Raw genomic sequence first — 14,845 nt, forward strand, 5'->3', positions numbered from 1 at the left:
GGACCGCGGGGGCACTCAACGCATTTAGGACTCGGGGAAGTACTCCAGAATGTTCTCGAGCGTCGCCCGTCCGCCCTGTTCGGCGGCGGCCGCGAGCTCCGGCGGCGTCAGCGCGGCCCGCGTGGACTCGTACACGTTCGTGGTCCACGGCCACGCCTCACCGGCCCCGCCGCGCATCGCCTCGGCCGCCGCCAGCAGCACCGCCGCCCGCCGGGGATCGCCGGCGAGCAGCGCCGCCTCGGCCCCGTCGGCGACCACCGTCGCGATCATCGGCGCGTCGAACGCGCTGCGCCCCAGCGTCACCGCGCGCCGGGTCGACTCCCGGGCCGCCGCGTGGTCGCCGTCGAGCGCGAACACCACGGCTCGGCCGCCGTGGACCAGGCCCAGCATCTGCGGCGAGACCCGGTGCGTGCCGATGATCTCCAGCGTGCGGGCGAACCGGGCGCGGGCCTCGTCCAGGGCGTCGCAGCGCAGCGCCCGGTACGCGTAGGCGTATTCGACGAACGCGATGCTGTCCGGCACCCCCGAGCGCCGCGCGGTGCGGCGGGCCTCGGCGTAGCACACGTCGGCCCGCTCCCGGTCGCCGACGATGTCGTACTGCTGGGCCAGCCGCACCTCGGTCACCGGCCGGTCCTCGGTCGCCCCGAGCTGGCGCAGGTAGGTGAGCGCCTCCTCGAAGTGCGTGATCGCCTCCCGGTGCCGCCCCTCCTGCGCCTTCGTCTCGGCCAGTGCGGCAAGCGCGAACGCCATGCCCCAGCGCTCGCCGATGCCCTGGAACGCCTCCAGCGACGCCTCGAACGCGGCCCGTGACTCGGCGGTGCGGGCACCGGTGTTGAGCAGCGTGTGCCCGACGAGCAGCCGGCCCAGCCCGGCGATCCACGGGTCCGGGTCCTCGGACAGCGCCGTGATCCGCTCCAGGACCGCATCGACCGGGCCCTCGCGATAGAGCCCGGCGACGGCCTGGAACAGCCGGAAGAGCGGATGGCTGCCCTGGTATCCGATCGCCTCGGCGAACCAGTCGTCGAGCATCTCGGTGTCGGTCAGCCCGTCGAAGCCGTTGACGGCCGCCACGCCGCAGGCGAGCGCGCGGGCGTCCGGGTCGGCCGGCCCCGGCATGGTCAGCGCGGCCGAGGCCAGGGCGGCCCCCTCGACGCGGTGCCCGCCGAGCCACCAGTACCAGCCGACGACCGCCACCAGCCGCACCGCGAGGTCACTGTCCCCGGCCGCGATCGCCCGCCGCAGCGCCCCGTGCAGGTTGTCGTGCTCGGCCCCCAGCTCGGCCAGGGCCGCGAGCTGGTCGTGCCCGCGCAGGTCGGGTTCGCGCCGCTGGGCCAGGGCCAGGAACCACGCGCCGTGGCGCCGGCGCAGCTCGTCGGTCTCGCCGTGCTCGTCGAGCCGCTCCAGCCCGTAGGCCCGGATCGTCTCCAGCATCCGGTACCGCAGGTCGTCCCCGGCCACCAGCAGCGACTTCTCGGCCAGGTTGGTGAGCAGCTCGTCGGTCTCGCCGAGCCGCCCGTCCGGGTCGCACACGGCCGCGGCCGCCGCGGCCGTCGCCCCGCCCGGGAAGATCGCCAGCCGCCGCAGCATCGCCCGCTCCGGTGCGCTCAGCAGGTCCCAGCTCCAGTCGACGACCTGCCGCAGCGTCTGGTGCCGCGGCAGCGCCGTGCGGCTCCCGCGGGTCAGCAGCCGGAACCGGTCGTCGAGCCGGTCCGCGATGTGCGCGGGCGTCAGCGACCGGCACCGGGCCGCGGCGAGCTCGATCGCCAGCGGCAGCCCGTCGAGGGCCCGGCAGATCCGCCCGACCGCGTCCTCGTCCGCCGCCGCTCCCGGCCGCACCGCCGCGGCCCGGTCCCGGAACAGCTGCCCCGCCGCCCCTGCACCGAGCGGCCCGACGGAGTACAGCGCCTCCCCGGTGATCCCCAGCGGCTCCCGGCTTGTCGCGAGCATCCGCAGGTGCGGCGCCTCGCCCAGCAGCCGCTCGGCCATCTGCGCCGCCGCCGCGACGACGTGCTCGCAGTTGTCGAGCACGAGCAGCAGCCGCCGGTGCGCGAGCGCCGCCGCCAGCCGCTTCGGCGAGTCCTCCGGCTCGAAGCGCCGCCCCGGCCCGGGCTTGCCAGCCGGGTCCCGCAGCCCGAGGGCACCCCAGACGGCCTGGATCACGTCGGCCGGATCGGTGACCGGCGCCAGCTCGACCAGCCAGACCTCGTCCGCGACACCGGGCCCTTCGCCGAGGGTCCGCCCGGTCTCGACCGCCAGCCGGGTCTTGCCCGCGCCGCCGGGCCCGACGAGCGTGACGAGCCGGTTGGCCGCGACGAGCGCGCGCACCGCCCCGACGTCGGTGTCCCGCCCGACGAAGCTGGTCAGCGCGGCCCGCAGATTCCCCGCCGCCGGCTCGCGCCGCTCGTGCTCGGCCTCACCCCGGAGGACCTGCACGTGTACCTCGAGCAGCGCGGCCGAGGGGTCGGCGCCGAGCTCGTCGGCCAGCCGCCCGCGGCAGCGCTCGAACGCGGCGAGGGCGTCGGCCCCGCGCCCGGCGTCGGCGAGGGCCCGCATCAGTAGCCCGACGAGCCGCTCCCGCAGCGGATGCGCGGCGACGAGTGCCTCGAGCTCGGCGACGACCCGCTCGCCGATGCGCAGCTCGGCCTCGAGCCGGTCCTCGGTCGCGGCCAGCCGCAGCTCGTCCAGCCGGGCCCGCCAGGGCCGGGCGAACTCGGCGTCCCCGGCATCGGCAAGCGCCGGCCCCCGCCACAGCGCCTCCGCCTGCCGCAGCAACGCGGCCGCCGCACCGGGCTCGCCGGCCGCCCGTGCCCGCGCCACCAGGTCCTCGAATTGCAGGTGATCGACCGCACCGCCGCCGACGTCGAGCAGGTATCCACCGGGCCGGGCCTGCACCACCCCGTCGGGCAGCAGCCGCCGCAGCCGCGAGACCAGCGACTGCAGCGCGTTCCCGGCCCCGCCGGGCGGATTGTCGCCCCACACCCCGTCGACCAGCCGGGCCGCGCTCACCACCCGTCCGGGCTCCAGGGCGAGCAGCGTGACGAGCACCCGCAGGCGCGATCCGCCGACCTCGACCGCCGACCCGTCCCCGGCGCGCACGTCCAGCGGCCCCAGCAGCCCGATCCACACGGAACCGATTGTGCTCTCCGTCCCTGCCGTGTCCCCGCCTGTGCCGCGGAAGCACCCGGTCGGCAGCCTACCGCGCGGCCGTGCGGCATCATCGGTGCATGACGGCCCCGGCCACGCCTGTGCGCTACCCGTTGCAGCTGCCGATCAGCGACTGGCTGTTCATCGACGCGACGATGGAGCACCACATCCGCTCGTCGGTCGACGGCACCGTCCCCAGCGAACTGGAGGACCGGCTGGACATGTCGGCCGCCACGGACCCGGACCTGGCCGCGCTGCCGAAGGTGGCCCGGCTGGGCTTCAGCGTCCGCCGCGCAGGCTGGGCGCAGATCCCGGGCTGGCCACACGATGCCGAGGGCTTCACGACATGGCCCGCTCCCGGCCAGACTGCACCCGTGACCCTGGCCGGCGCGCAGTGGAGCCTGATCGTTCACGCCCTGCACCACTGGGCGGACGTCGACGAGCGGCTCGCCGACACCGAGACGGCAGCCCGGTCACGGGCCATCGCCGCCGACGTCAGCCACCGCCTGGCCGCACAGGGCTGGTCACCCGGGAGTCGATGACCCACCCGCCGCCGAGGACGACCCGCACCGCGGCCGGGGCCGGCTCGTGCGCCAACTCGAAGCGCCGGCCGGCGGGCAGGAGTCACACCGTGACCAGCCCCGACTCGTATGCGAACACGACAAGCTGCGCGCGGTCCCGGGCCCGCAGCTTCGTCATCGCCCGGCTGATGTGGGTCTTGGCGGTGGCCAGGCTGATCACCATCCGCTCGGCGATCTCGTCGTTGGACAGCCCTCGAGCAGCCAGGGCGACCACCTCCCGTTCGCGGTTCGTCAAACTGTTCACGGCGCCGTGCAGCGGTCCCCGCGGCGGCCGGGCCACGTATTCGCCGATCAGCCGCCGCGTGATCGCCGGTGACAGCAGCGCGTCCCCCCGCGCCGCCACCCGCACCCCGTACAGCAGGTCCGCCGGCTCCGTGTCCTTCACCATGAACCCGGCCGCCCCGGCCCGCAGCGCCGAGTACACGTATTCGTCGAGCCCGTAGTTCGTCAGCATCACCACGTGCACCCCGTCGAGCGCCGGGTCCCCCGCAATGCGCCGCGTGGCCTCGATCCCGTCGACCCCGGGCATCTGAATGTCGACGAGCATCACGTCCGGCAGGTGCTCCCGCGCGAGCGCCACCGCCTGCTCCCCGTCGGCCCCCTCGGCCACCACGACGATGTCGTCCTCCGCCGCCAGCAGCGCCCGGAACCCGGCCCGAATCAGCGCCTGGTCGTCGACCAGCAGCACCCGAATCACACCGCCACCCCCGCCACCTTCGCCACCCGCTCGCCGGCACCCGACCCCGTGTCCAGCGACGCCACCTCCGCCACCCACTCGCCGGCACCCGACCCCGTGTCCAGCGCCAGCGTCGGCGCCTTCGCCGCCCGGCCGCCGGCGAACCGCATCCGGTTCACGCTGCCACCACCGCGGCGCCCGCGAGGGGCAGCCGGGCCTCCACGCTGAACCCGCCACCGCCGCGCGGCCCGGCCCGCAGTGTCCCGCCCAGCGCCGTGACCCGCTCCCGCATGCCGGTCAGCCCCACGCCTGGCACCGGCTCGGCGGTGCTCGACCCGTTGCCGGGCAGGCCCTTCCCGTTGTCCTCGACCCGCACGGTGAGCCAGTCCGCCCCGTAGTCGATGCAGACCGTCGCCGCCGCCGGGCCGGCGTGGCGGGCCGCGTTCGTCAGGGCCTCCTGCACGATCCGGTATGCCGTGCCGTCCACCTCGGCCGGCAGGTCCCGCTGCGCGCCCGATGTCTGCACCGTCACCGGCAGCCCGGCCCGGCGCGCGCCCTCCGCCAGCCGGTCGAGGTGGCACAGGCCGTTGGCGTCGCCGGTCAGCGGATCGTCGTCGCGCAGGACCTCGAGGGTGTTGCGCAGTTCCCGCATCGCGTCCGCGCTCGCCTGCTCGATCGCCACCAGCGCGTCGGGGACCGGGTCGTCCCGTTTCCGGGCCAGGTGGACCGCCACCCCGGCCTGAATCTTGATGATGGAGATGCTGTGCGTCAGCGAGTCGTGCAGCTCCCGGGCGATGCGCAGGCGCTCCTCGGCCGCCCGTCGCCGCGCCGTCTCCTCCCGGGTCCGTTCGGCGTCCTCGGCCCGGCGCTCCACCTGCTCGAGATACGCCCGGTGCTGCCGGGTCACCTCGGCCATCACGCTCGACGCGACCATCCAGCCGATGATGAGGAACCAGCGCTGGACCACGTCGGCCGGCCGCGCCCCCGAACCGATCGCGTCGCCGGCGATGCCGATCACCAGGATCGCGGCGACCGCGGCCTTGGCGGTGCGCCCGTGGCCCCGGCTGACCGTCGTGTACAGCGCGATGAGGACGGGCAGTGCCGGCCCGACGCCCGGATATCCGAGCACGAGATACACCAGCAGGCTCCCGGCCGCCACGGCGAGCACCGGGCGCGGGAACCGCCGCCGCGCGGCCAGCACCAGCCCGGCCACGGCCAGGAGCGCGATGCCCAGGGAGTCGAGGTCGGTGCGCCCGTCGGGGGCGGTGAGCGCCCCGCCGACCGCCACTGCCGCGACCCCTGCCGCCAGCCCGAGGTCCTGCCAAAGCCGTCGCATGCCCACGACGGTAGGCGCTTGCGGCGATCCGCGCGTCGGCCCAGCGTGGTATCCGATCCTTCATCCCAGCGTGGTACAAGATCGATACCGTGGTCTGACGACTTGATCTCCGCCGCGCGGCACCATGGCCGCCATGAACCCACGAACGGTCCACCTGGCGCTGCGAGGGACCATGACGGCGCTCGCCGTGCTGGCCGCCGTGCAGGTGCTGCTGGCCGGGAGTTTCCTCAGCGGGCACTACCCGGTCCTGCGCTGGCACATGATCACCGGCTTCGCGATGGTGGTGGTCGCGCTGGTGCAGAGCGCCGTCATCTTCCTGCCCGGCCGCCGGCAGCGCGAACCGTCGCTGCCCCGCATGGGCCTGCTCATACCGGTCCTGCTCGCGACGCAGGGCATCCTCGGCGTGTTCCGCGTCCTGGAGCTGCACGTGCCCATCGGCGTCCTGATGGCCGTCGGCACCGTCCACGCTGCCACCTGGGCCTGGAAGACACCGCTGCCCGGCGCGCAGCCGGCGGCCGCCGCGAAGGTCGAGGTGGCGGCGTGAGGCGGCGGGCGGTCCTCGGTGCCGGTGCCGCCGCGCTCGGTGCCGCCGGGATCGGCTGGTCGCTGCTCACCCCGAAGCTCCCGGGCAAGCTGCTGCACAGCCGGGCGCCCCTGCCGCGGCCGTTCGAGGCGCGGCTCGCGATCCCCGCGGTCCTCGCCGGTGAGGAGATCGTGCAGCGCGAGGCCGATCTGGCGATCCTGCCCGGGCTGACGACCCGCGCGTGGACGTACAACGGCAGCTTTCCGGGCCCGACGGTCATCACGCGATCCGGGCGGGCGGCCACCGTCACGCACCGCAACCAGCTCCCCGAGCCGGTCGTCGTGCACCTGCACGGCGGCCACACCCCGGCCGGCAGCGACGGCTACCCGATCGACCAGATCATGCCGTTGCCGCCCGCGGCGGCGCACCACTACATGGCCACGATGGCCGGCGACACGACCGTGGGCGCGCGCACCTACCGATACCCGATGCAGCAGCGGGCCGCGACCCTCTGGTACCACGACCATCGCATGGGCTTCACCGGCCCCGCCGTCTACCGCGGCCTCGCCGGGTTCCACCTCGTCCGCGACGACGAGGAGGATGCGCTGCCGCTCCCACGGGGCGAGCGGGAGCTGCCGCTGATGATCACCGACCGCGCCTTCGAGGAGGACGGTTCGTTCCGCTATCCGCTCGGCGACGCCGACTACATGAACGGCGTGCTCGGCGACGTGATCCTCGTCAACGGCCGGCCGTGGCCGGTGCACGAGGTCGACCCGGCCCGCTATCGGTTACGGCTGCTCAACGCGTCGAACGCGCGCCGGTATCGGCTGCAGTTCGACCCCCAGCCACCCGGCGGTGACGCCTTCGTCCAGATCGGCAGCGACGGCGGCCTCCTCACCCGGCCGATCGGCCACGACACCCTGGAGCTGGCCCCGGCCGAGCGCTTCGACGTCGTCGTCGACTTCGCCCGCTGGAAACCCGGCACCAAGGTCCGCCTCATCGACCGCGACGGCGGCGACGTCATGCGCTTCGATGTGACAGGCCCGAAAACCGACGACCCTTCGCGTGTACCGCCGGTGCTCAGCACATCCGCCGAGCCCTTGCCACCGCCGAAACGCAGCCGCACGTTCCGCTTCGGCCAGGGGCGCGACGGCACCTGGCGCATCAACGACCTCACATACCAGCCGGGCCGCGCACTGGCCCGTCCGCGTCTGGGCGAGGTGGAGCACTGGCGCTTCGTGACCGACTTCCACCACCCCATCCACCTGCACCTCAACCACTTTCAAGTGGTCTCCCGCAATGCGAATGAGATCGGGGAGTACGACAAAGGCTGGAAGGACACCGTCGACCTGCGCGCCTCCGAGGCGGTCGAGATAGCGGTCCGCTTCACCGACTACACGGGCACGTTCATGCTGCACTGCCACAACCTGGAGCACGAGGACATGGCGATGATGGCGGACTTCGTCGTGGAGCCCTGAATTTGGGCCTGGTGCCTGGGACTTTCGGCTCAGCGGTCCGACCGTACGGTGGGCGGGCCCTCGCCATCGTTCGCGCACGTGCAAGTAGTAGGGAGATCCTCGTGCCAAACGTCAGGGGCCTCATCGCCGCCACCGGGGTCGCGGCGGCCGCCCTCCTGGTCGTCGCCGCCGCCATGGTGACGACCGCCGACGCCGCCACGGCGGTGACCGTGCAGGCGGAGGCGTTCAATGCGCAGTCCGGAGCGCAGGTGGAGAACACCGTCGACGCCGGCGGCGGGCAGAACGTCGCCTTCCTCGCCGACGGCGACTGGCTGCGCTACGACGGCGTCGATCTCGGGGCGGCCGGTGCCTTGAGCATCGGGGCCCGGGTCGCGTCGGCCGGCACCGGTGGGACGGGCAGCATCGAGCTGCGGACGGGCTCGCTCACCGGGCCGGTGCTCGCCCAGATCACCGTCGCTCCCACCGGCGGCTGGCAGTCCTGGGTGACGCTCACCGCCACCGCCGCGAGCCACCCGGCCGGCGCGCAGACCGTGTTCGCGGTGCTGCGCAACAGCACGGGTGGCCGCGACTTCGTCAACATCAACTGGTTCTCGTTCACGAACGGGGCGACCGCCACGCCCACGGCCGGCGGCACCGGCGCCGCGGGCTGGGTCAACGTGGACCCGGCGCGGTGGAATGCGCAGCTCGCCGAGTTCAACGCCATGCCCATGGACCCGGCGCCCGCCAACGCCGTCCGGGTCTCCGAGTTCAACGCGTCGTGCACCTACAGCCACTCGCTCAAGGACGACCCCATCGTCTTCCCGGGCCTGCCGGGCGCGTCGCACATGCACAGCTTCCTGGGCAACCACAGCACCAACGCCGGCACGACAGGCGACACCCTGCTCGCCAACGCGGGGACGTCGTGCGCGCCGGCACCGGACCTGTCGGCGTACTGGGTGCCGACCCTCTACGAGCACGGCGTCGCGGTCGAGCCCAAGGCCGTCGTCGTGTACTACGGTTCGCGCCTGGCCGACCCGGCCGGGACGGTCCCGTTCCCGCAGGGTTTCCGGATGATCGCCGGTGACGCGAAGCTGCAGCAGGCGACGCCGGCCGGCTCGGTCAACCAGTTCTACTGCGCCGGCCCGGGCGGCGAGATCGGGCGCAGTGCGGACGGCAACTGGCCGCTGTGCGCACCGACCGCGTCGCTGCTGTTCCAGCTGGTGTTCCCGGACTGCTGGGACGGCGCCCACCTGGACAGCCCCGACCACAAGTCGCACGTCGCGTACTCGTACACCGGCACGTGCGGCGGCGCCTACCCGGTGAAGATCCCGTCGATCTCGTTCGTCCTGGCCTACCCGGCAAGCGGCACGGCCGACGGCTTCACCCTCTCGTCCGGCATGGCGTCGTCATTCCACGGCGACGCGTTCCTGGCGTGGGACAACGCGGCCCAGGGTCACCGGGTGAAGAACTGCATCGTCCAGAAGGCCAAGTGCAACACGGCCGGAACCTTCTAGGGACCGATGCGCCGATCATGAACCGGGTCGACGGTCAGCGCAGTTCGATCCGGTTGATGTCGGGGGCATCGCCGGAGTCGTTGAAGAAGCGGATCCAGGTCGTGCCGGCGGGCACGTACACGGAGATGGAGGTGCGGGCGGGGATGAGGTAGTCGCCGGCGCCGGCGAGCGTCAGGGTGTGCACGGGTCCGTCGGCCACGGCCACCTTGAGGGTGCGGAGGTCCTGCGTCTCGTACACGATGACCAGGGTCCGCTCGCCGGCGGCCGGCACCTCGGGCACGCGGATGGCCAGGGTGTTCGGCCCGCCGATGTACCCGACGCGACTCCCGCCGTCGCAGGTGGCGCACTCGATGACCCGGGCTCCGTTGCGCAGGTTGGCGGCGTCCGCGGCGTGCAGGCTCATGGGGCGGAACCCCGGGCCGGCCGTCGTGGGAGCCGGCCCGGCGGTGGCCGGCAGCGGCCCGGCGGTCGTCGGTCCCGCAGTGGTGCGGCCGGTAGGGGTGCCGCCGCCGGTGGTCTGGCCGGCTGCGCTCTGGCCGGCCGCGGTGGGGTCGGGCGCGGTGGGGTCGGGCGCCGATGGACCGCCCGCGGCCGGGGGAGGACCGGAGCCCGCCGGGCCGGACGCCGGGGGGATGCGCGGCGAGGAGGGCATCGGCGGGGCGGTGGAGGGCGCGGCGAGCGGCGGATCGGGAGCGGGCGGGGGTGCGGGCAGGACGAGCGGTGGTACGAACGCGACGATCGCCGCCACGCCCACCGCCAACGACGCCCAGCCCAGCCGGCGGCGTAGACCGGGCGACAAGCCCGCGTGCGGCCGGCCGCCATCGGCGATCTGCGCCTCGGTGCTCTGCGCCTCGGCGGTCTGCGCCTCGGCGGTCTGCGGCTCGCTGGTCTGGGGCTCGGGGATGGGGGAGGTGGCCGGAGGCAGCGGTGGCCGGATGGGGGCGTCGTCGGTCATGTGCGGCCGGTCCAGCGCAGGAGGGCTTCGGTGCGGTTGGTCACCCGGAGTTTGGCGTAGGCGCGGTGCAGGTGGTTCTTGACGGTCTTCTCGGTCAGCAGCAGGCGGTGGGCTATCGCGGCGTTCGTCAGGCCCTCGGCCAGCAGGTCCAGGACGTCCTGTTCGCGGCGGGTCAGGCCGTGCCTCGGGCGGGGTCTCGGGTACGGGCGGGCACGCATGGTCGCGGTGGCCACGGCGGCGGCGGCCGGGGAGAGCCAGCCCTGCCCGGCGGCCACCGCCTGGACCGCCCGGTGCAGGTCGTCCGGCGTGAAGGTGCCGTGCACCAGGTAGCCGCGGGCGCCGCCGCGGAGCATCTGGGTGATCAGGGTCGGGTCCGGGTCGCTCGTCAGGACCAGGATGGCGGTCAGGCGGGCCAGCTCGGGCAGGACCGTGAGGCCGTCGGCTCGCGGCATGCGGTGGTCGAGCAGGGTCACGGCCGGGGCTGTGCGGCGGGCCTCGGCCAGGGCCTCCAGGCCGTCGGCGGCCTCGGCCACCACGCTGACGCCGGCGGCTGCGTCCAGATACGTGCGCAGGGCGGTGCGGACGATCGGGTTGTCGTCGACCACCAGGACCGTGATCATGCGGGGACGGCGGCTTCCACCGAGGTACCGCCGCCCGGCCGGGACGAGACGCGCAGCGCGCCACCGGAGAGGCGGGCGCGTTCGGACATGCCCAGGATGCCGTAGCGGTGCTCGGTGCGCAGGTCGACGAGGCTCGGTGGGACCGGGAAGCCCCGGCCGTCGTCGGTCACCGTCAACACGAGGTGCGGGCCCGCGTGGGACAGGGTGACCGTGACCGTCGTCGCGGCGGCGTGGCGGGCGGTGTTGCGCAGCGCTTCCTGCAGGATTCGGCACAGTTCGTAGCGGACCGGCACCGGTGGGTCGGCGGATGCCAGGTCCAGCGCCACCGCGATGCCCGTGGCCCGCTGCCATGACCCGCACATGTCGGCGAGCACGGCCGGGAAGGCGCGGGTCGGCTCGTCGCAGCGCAGGCCGTCCAGCAGGTCACGGGCCTCGCGGGCGGCCGCGGCGGCGCCGGTGGAGACGGTGTCGGCCAGGCGCTCGGCCAGGCCGGGATGGCGGCGCAGGCTCTGCGGGAGGGCCAGGGCGGCGAAGGATACGCCGCGCAGCGTCTTGGCGACCGAGTCGTGCAGTTCGCGGGCCAGGCGGGCGCGCTCGTCGGCGGCGGCGGCGCGCTGGGCCGAGGCGACGACGCTGACGGAGAGTTCGACGTGGCGGCGCAGGGCGTCGGTGGCCACGGCGGCGGCGGTGGCGGCCAGGATGCAGGCGATCGGGAACGTCAGGACGAACTCGGCGTTGGCCGGGGCGGCGGCGAGGACGTGGGCGGCGCTCACGTAGCCGAGGGCGGCGTACGCGGCGGCGATCGGCAGGGCGCGCAGGCCGGCCACGACACCGGCCAGGGCGGCGGCGCCGGCGGCCGCGCAGAAGAACACGATGCCCGGGCCGAGGGCCAGGACCGCGAGCGTGAGCAGGGCGTCCAGGAGCAGGACCGGCACGGGGTGGCGCACGACGTACGGGTTGCGGGCCAGCACCGCCAGCCCGGCGGCGCTCGCGGCGAGCGCGACGGCCGCGGCCGGCAGGAGCGGGCGCGGGTCGGGGGCGAGCCGCAGCGCGGTGCCGGCCGCGGTGAGCGTGGCGGCGCCCCGGCCGAGCAGCACGGCCCGGCCGAGCGCGGCCGGGGCCACCGCCCGATCGACGGTCATGCACGGAATGTACCGGGTTTCGGGACTTTTTAAATGAGCCGAATCAAAGAGCTTGGATCAGACGCCGTGCACCCGGGCCAGGATGCCGAGCTCCGAGACCAGCGCGGGCCCGGCGGCCGCCGCCGACCCGTCGAGCACCCGGACCAGCTCCAGGCCGGCGTCGGCGACCGGCAGTACACCCGCAGCGAACGCACCGGTCCCGCGCACCGACAGCAGCGGGGTCCGCGGGACGCGTGTGCCGTGCTCGTCGGTGATCTCCTCGGGGGCCTCGGTGCCGCCGGTGAGGATCGCGGCGAGCAGGGCGGTGCGGTAGACGGGGTCGGTCTCGGCGTCGTACACCCAGCGCGGGCCCAGCACCGAGTGCTCGGCGGTCCCGACCAGGGCGGCGCCGTCGAGCGGGGCGTCGCGGTAGGTGAGCGGCGTGACGTACACGGGGCCGCCGTCGACCGCGCGGACGAGGAGGGTCTCCAGGCCCACGGCGCCGTCGGGGTCGTCGAACCGGAACGCGCCCACCCGCTCCAGCGAGGGCTCGGCCGGGCCGGTGTACCACGGCTGGGTGGGTAGCCAGGCGGCGAGCAGATCGAGCTTGCCGGGGACGAGCGTCGCACGGTGCAGCAGGGCCATGCCGGGAATGGTACCGATCACACTCAGCCGGGCCGTGGCGCTGCCGATAGAGCCCCGTGCGGGACAAACGGTGGCTCTGGTGGCTGATCGCCGGGATGGCGGCGGTCGGCGGCTACTTCGCCATGCCCACCGGATCGGTGGCGCAGGCGTGCGTCTACAACGGCATCGGTACCGTCGCCGCGTTCGTCATGCTCGCCGGCGCCCGCCGCACCGACCGGACCCGCCGCATCGCGTGGCGGCTGAGCGCGGCCGGCACCGCGCTGTGGTCGGCCGGCGACTGGATCTACAGCTACTTCGAGCACATCCGCCACACCCAGCCGTTCCCGTCACTGGCGGACGTGTTCTACCTCAGCGCGTACACCCTCCTGTTCGGCGGCCTGTTCCTGCTCGGCCACCGCCGCTCCCGCGGCCCCGGCTGGCCCGTGGTGGTCGACGCGCTCATCTTCGCCACCGGCACCGGGCTCGTGTTGTGGACGTTCGTCATGCAGCCGATCGCGCAGGACAGCTCGACGCCGGTCGGCACGCGGATCATCGCGCTGTCGTATCCGGCCGCGGACGTGCTCCTGCTGGCCCTCGTGGCCCGGCTGCTCGGCTCCGGCTCGGCCCGCGACCCGAGCACCCGGCTCCTGGTCGTGGCCCTCGGGCTCCTGCTGATCGCCGACATCGCCTATTCGGTGGTGACCTCGTACACCGCGTACGCGGGCGGGGCCTTCGACGCCGGCTGGATGCTGTCCTACGTCTTCTGGGCCGCCGCCGCGCTGCACCCGTCGGTCCGCGGCCGGGCCGGCCCGGCGCGGGACGAGGTCATACCCACCGGCCGGCTGCGGCTGGCCGTGTTCGCCGGATCGTCGCTGCTGGCCCCGGCCGTCCTGGTCGTCCAGGGCTTCCGCGACCCCCGGCACATCGACTGGCTCGCCGTCGGGCTCTGCGCGGCGGTGCTGTTCCTGCTGGGGGTACTGCGCATGGCCGGCCTCGTGCACCAGGTCCGCACGCTGGCCCTGCGTGACGAGCTCACCGGCCTCGCCAACCGCCGGGCCCTCGAGATCGCGATCCGCGCCGGCCTCGGCCCCGGTCCGCGCTCGCACGTCGCGCTCATCGACCTCGACGACTTCAAGGGCATCAACGACCGCCTCGGCCACGGCGTCGGCGACCGGCTGCTGACCGCGCTGGCCGAGCGCCTCACCGGCCTCGTGCGCCCCGGCGACACCGTCGCCCGGCTGGGCGGCGACGAGTTCGCCCTGTACCTCCCGCGCACCTCGGCCGCCGTCGCCGACCGGATCGTGGCCGGCATCGTCGCGTCGCTCGACCGCCCGCTCGACGCCGGCCCGCACCGGCTGCTGATGCGGGCCAGTATCGGCGTCGCCGACGATGCGGACACGACCGACCCGTTCGAGCCGCTGCGCCGGGCCGACGTCGCGATGTACGCGGCGAAGGAGACAGGCGGTCGCCGGCTGCGCTTCTCCCCGGCCCTCGACGAGCGGGCCACCAGCCACGCCCAGTTGGGGGCGGAGCTGCGCACGGCACTGGACGAGGGTCAGTTCTTCATGGTGTACCAGCCGATCGTCGCCCTCCCCGAAGGCCGCGCGGCCGCGGTGGAGGCCCTGGTCCGCTGGCGGCACCCGCAGCGCGGCCTGGTCAGCCCGGCCGAGTTCGTGCCGGTCGCCGAGCACAACGGCCTCATCGTCGAGCTCGGCGCCTGGATCCTGCGCACCGCCGCCGCCCGGATGCAGGCGTGGCAGTGCGAACTGGGCCCGGCCGCCCCCGGCTACGTGTCGGTGAACGTCTCGGCCCGGCAGCTGTCCGAGCCGGACTTCCCCGAGTTCCTGGCGTCGGTACTCGCCCAGACCTCCCTGCCCGCCTCCAGCCTCACCGTCGAGGTCACCGAGACCGCGGTCTTCGACAGCTCGACGGCCATGGAGGCACTGCGCGCCATCAAGGCCCTCGGCGTGCGCATCGCCCTCGACGACTTCGGCACCGGCCACTCCTCGCTGGGCCTGCTGCGCACCGCCCCGGTCGACGTCCTGAAGGTCGACAAGTCGTTCGTCGACGACCTGGCCGACACGGGCCACTCGGTCATCGCCACCGCGCTCGTGGACGTCTCGGCGCACCTGGGCCTGACGGCGATCGCCGAGGGCGTGGAGACCCAGGAGCAGGCGGACGCGCTGTACCGGATGGGCTATCGCTACCTGCAGGGCTACCTGTACGGGCGGCCCGAGGAGTCGCCGACCTTCCGCACGCCCGTCGCCTCCACGGTCTGACGCTCTTCGCCGCGG

The 14,845-nt window shown here is 74.4% G+C and carries 13 protein-coding genes; 5 read left to right on the forward strand and 8 right to left on the reverse strand.

Annotation, left to right across the window (positions count from 1 at the left end):
• Positions 1-24: 24 nt before the first annotated feature.
• A complete protein-coding gene (locus Dvina_RS15380; protein ID WP_223103163.1) occupies positions 25-3,126 on the reverse strand; it encodes an AfsR/SARP family transcriptional regulator in 3,102 nt (1,033 codons plus the stop codon).
• 98 nt (positions 3,127-3,224) lie between these two features.
• Between Dvina_RS15380 and Dvina_RS15385 the strand changes: the two genes are divergently transcribed.
• Positions 3,225-3,686, forward strand: coding sequence for a hypothetical protein (locus Dvina_RS15385; protein ID WP_223103164.1), 462 nt, complete (start codon positions 3,225-3,227; stop codon positions 3,684-3,686).
• An 82-nt stretch (positions 3,687-3,768) separates the two neighbouring features.
• On the opposite strand, the gene Dvina_RS15390 is transcribed toward Dvina_RS15385, so the two are convergent.
• The 3 genes from Dvina_RS15390 to Dvina_RS15400 are packed head-to-tail and all read right to left on the reverse strand — an operon-like array spanning position 3,769 to position 5,737.
• The gene (locus Dvina_RS15390; protein WP_223103165.1) at positions 3,769-4,422 is read right to left on the reverse strand and encodes a response regulator; all 654 of its coding nucleotides are present in this window, start codon (positions 4,420-4,422) and stop codon (positions 3,769-3,771) included.
• Positions 4,419-4,580: a hypothetical protein gene (locus Dvina_RS15395; RefSeq protein WP_223103166.1), complete on the reverse strand. Its 162-nt coding sequence runs from the start codon at positions 4,578-4,580 to the stop codon at positions 4,419-4,421. The genes Dvina_RS15390 and Dvina_RS15395 overlap by 4 nt, the downstream gene beginning before the upstream one ends.
• Positions 4,577-5,737: a sensor histidine kinase gene (locus Dvina_RS15400; RefSeq protein WP_223103167.1), complete on the reverse strand. Its 1,161-nt coding sequence runs from the start codon at positions 5,735-5,737 to the stop codon at positions 4,577-4,579. The genes Dvina_RS15395 and Dvina_RS15400 overlap by 4 nt, the downstream gene beginning before the upstream one ends.
• A gap of 133 nt (positions 5,738-5,870) precedes the next feature.
• On the opposite strand from Dvina_RS15400, the gene Dvina_RS15405 reads away from it, so the two are divergent.
• The 3 genes from Dvina_RS15405 to Dvina_RS15415 all read left to right on the forward strand — a co-directional run bounded on the left by Dvina_RS15405 (position 5,871) and on the right by Dvina_RS15415 (position 9,231).
• Positions 5,871-6,281, forward strand: coding sequence for a hypothetical protein (locus Dvina_RS15405; RefSeq protein WP_223103168.1), 411 nt, complete (start codon positions 5,871-5,873; stop codon positions 6,279-6,281).
• Complete coding sequence (locus Dvina_RS15410; RefSeq protein WP_223103169.1) at positions 6,278-7,738, forward strand: multicopper oxidase family protein; 1,461 nt, start codon at positions 6,278-6,280, stop codon at positions 7,736-7,738. Before Dvina_RS15405 ends, Dvina_RS15410 begins: the two co-directional genes overlap by 4 nt.
• Positions 7,739-7,839: 101 nt before the next feature.
• Positions 7,840-9,231, forward strand: coding sequence for a DUF1996 domain-containing protein (locus Dvina_RS15415; RefSeq protein WP_246656230.1), 1,392 nt, complete (start codon positions 7,840-7,842; stop codon positions 9,229-9,231).
• 34 nt (positions 9,232-9,265) lie between these two features.
• Here the strand turns inward: Dvina_RS15415 and Dvina_RS15420 are convergent, their stop codons facing one another.
• The 4 genes from Dvina_RS15420 to Dvina_RS15435 are packed head-to-tail and all read right to left on the reverse strand — an operon-like array spanning position 9,266 to position 12,572.
• Positions 9,266-10,186, reverse strand: coding sequence for a hypothetical protein (locus Dvina_RS15420; RefSeq protein ID WP_223103170.1), 921 nt, complete (start codon positions 10,184-10,186; stop codon positions 9,266-9,268).
• A complete protein-coding gene (locus tag Dvina_RS15425; protein ID WP_223103171.1) occupies positions 10,183-10,806 on the reverse strand; it encodes a response regulator in 624 nt (207 codons plus the stop codon). Before Dvina_RS15425 ends, Dvina_RS15420 begins: the two co-directional genes overlap by 4 nt.
• Entirely contained in the window at positions 10,803-11,948 is a 1,146-nt protein-coding gene (locus tag Dvina_RS15430) for a sensor histidine kinase (RefSeq protein ID WP_223103172.1), read from the reverse strand. The genes Dvina_RS15425 and Dvina_RS15430 overlap by 4 nt, the downstream gene beginning before the upstream one ends.
• Before the next feature lie 57 nt (positions 11,949-12,005).
• Complete coding sequence (locus tag Dvina_RS15435; protein ID WP_223103173.1) at positions 12,006-12,572, reverse strand: maltokinase N-terminal cap-like domain-containing protein; 567 nt, start codon at positions 12,570-12,572, stop codon at positions 12,006-12,008.
• 56 nt (positions 12,573-12,628) lie between these two features.
• Between Dvina_RS15435 and Dvina_RS15440 the strand changes: the two genes are divergently transcribed.
• Entirely contained in the window at positions 12,629-14,830 is a 2,202-nt protein-coding gene (locus Dvina_RS15440; RefSeq protein ID WP_246656231.1) for a putative bifunctional diguanylate cyclase/phosphodiesterase, read from the forward strand.
• Positions 14,831-14,845: the final 15 nt, after the last annotated feature.

Source organism: Dactylosporangium vinaceum, from assembly GCF_019904175.1.
Classification (GTDB): Bacteria; Actinomycetota; Actinomycetes; order Mycobacteriales; family Micromonosporaceae; genus Dactylosporangium; species Dactylosporangium vinaceum.

Coding starts and splice junctions, on each gene's coding strand:
- Dvina_RS15425 (WP_223103171.1), bottom strand. CDS start 10,806: ATGATCACGGTCCTGGTGGTCGACGACAACCCGATCGTCCGCACCGCC.
- Dvina_RS15385 (WP_223103164.1), top strand. CDS start 3,225: ATGACGGCCCCGGCCACGCCTGTGCGCTACCCGTTGCAGCTGCCGATC.
- Dvina_RS15435 (WP_223103173.1), bottom strand. CDS start 12,572: ATGGCCCTGCTGCACCGTGCGACGCTCGTCCCCGGCAAGCTCGATCTG.
- Dvina_RS15430 (WP_223103172.1), bottom strand. CDS start 11,948: ATGACCGTCGATCGGGCGGTGGCCCCGGCCGCGCTCGGCCGGGCCGTG.
- Dvina_RS15405 (WP_223103168.1), top strand. CDS start 5,871: ATGAACCCACGAACGGTCCACCTGGCGCTGCGAGGGACCATGACGGCG.
- Dvina_RS15400 (WP_223103167.1), bottom strand. CDS start 5,737: ATGCGACGGCTTTGGCAGGACCTCGGGCTGGCGGCAGGGGTCGCGGCA.
- Dvina_RS15420 (WP_223103170.1), bottom strand. CDS start 10,186: ATGACCGACGACGCCCCCATCCGGCCACCGCTGCCTCCGGCCACCTCC.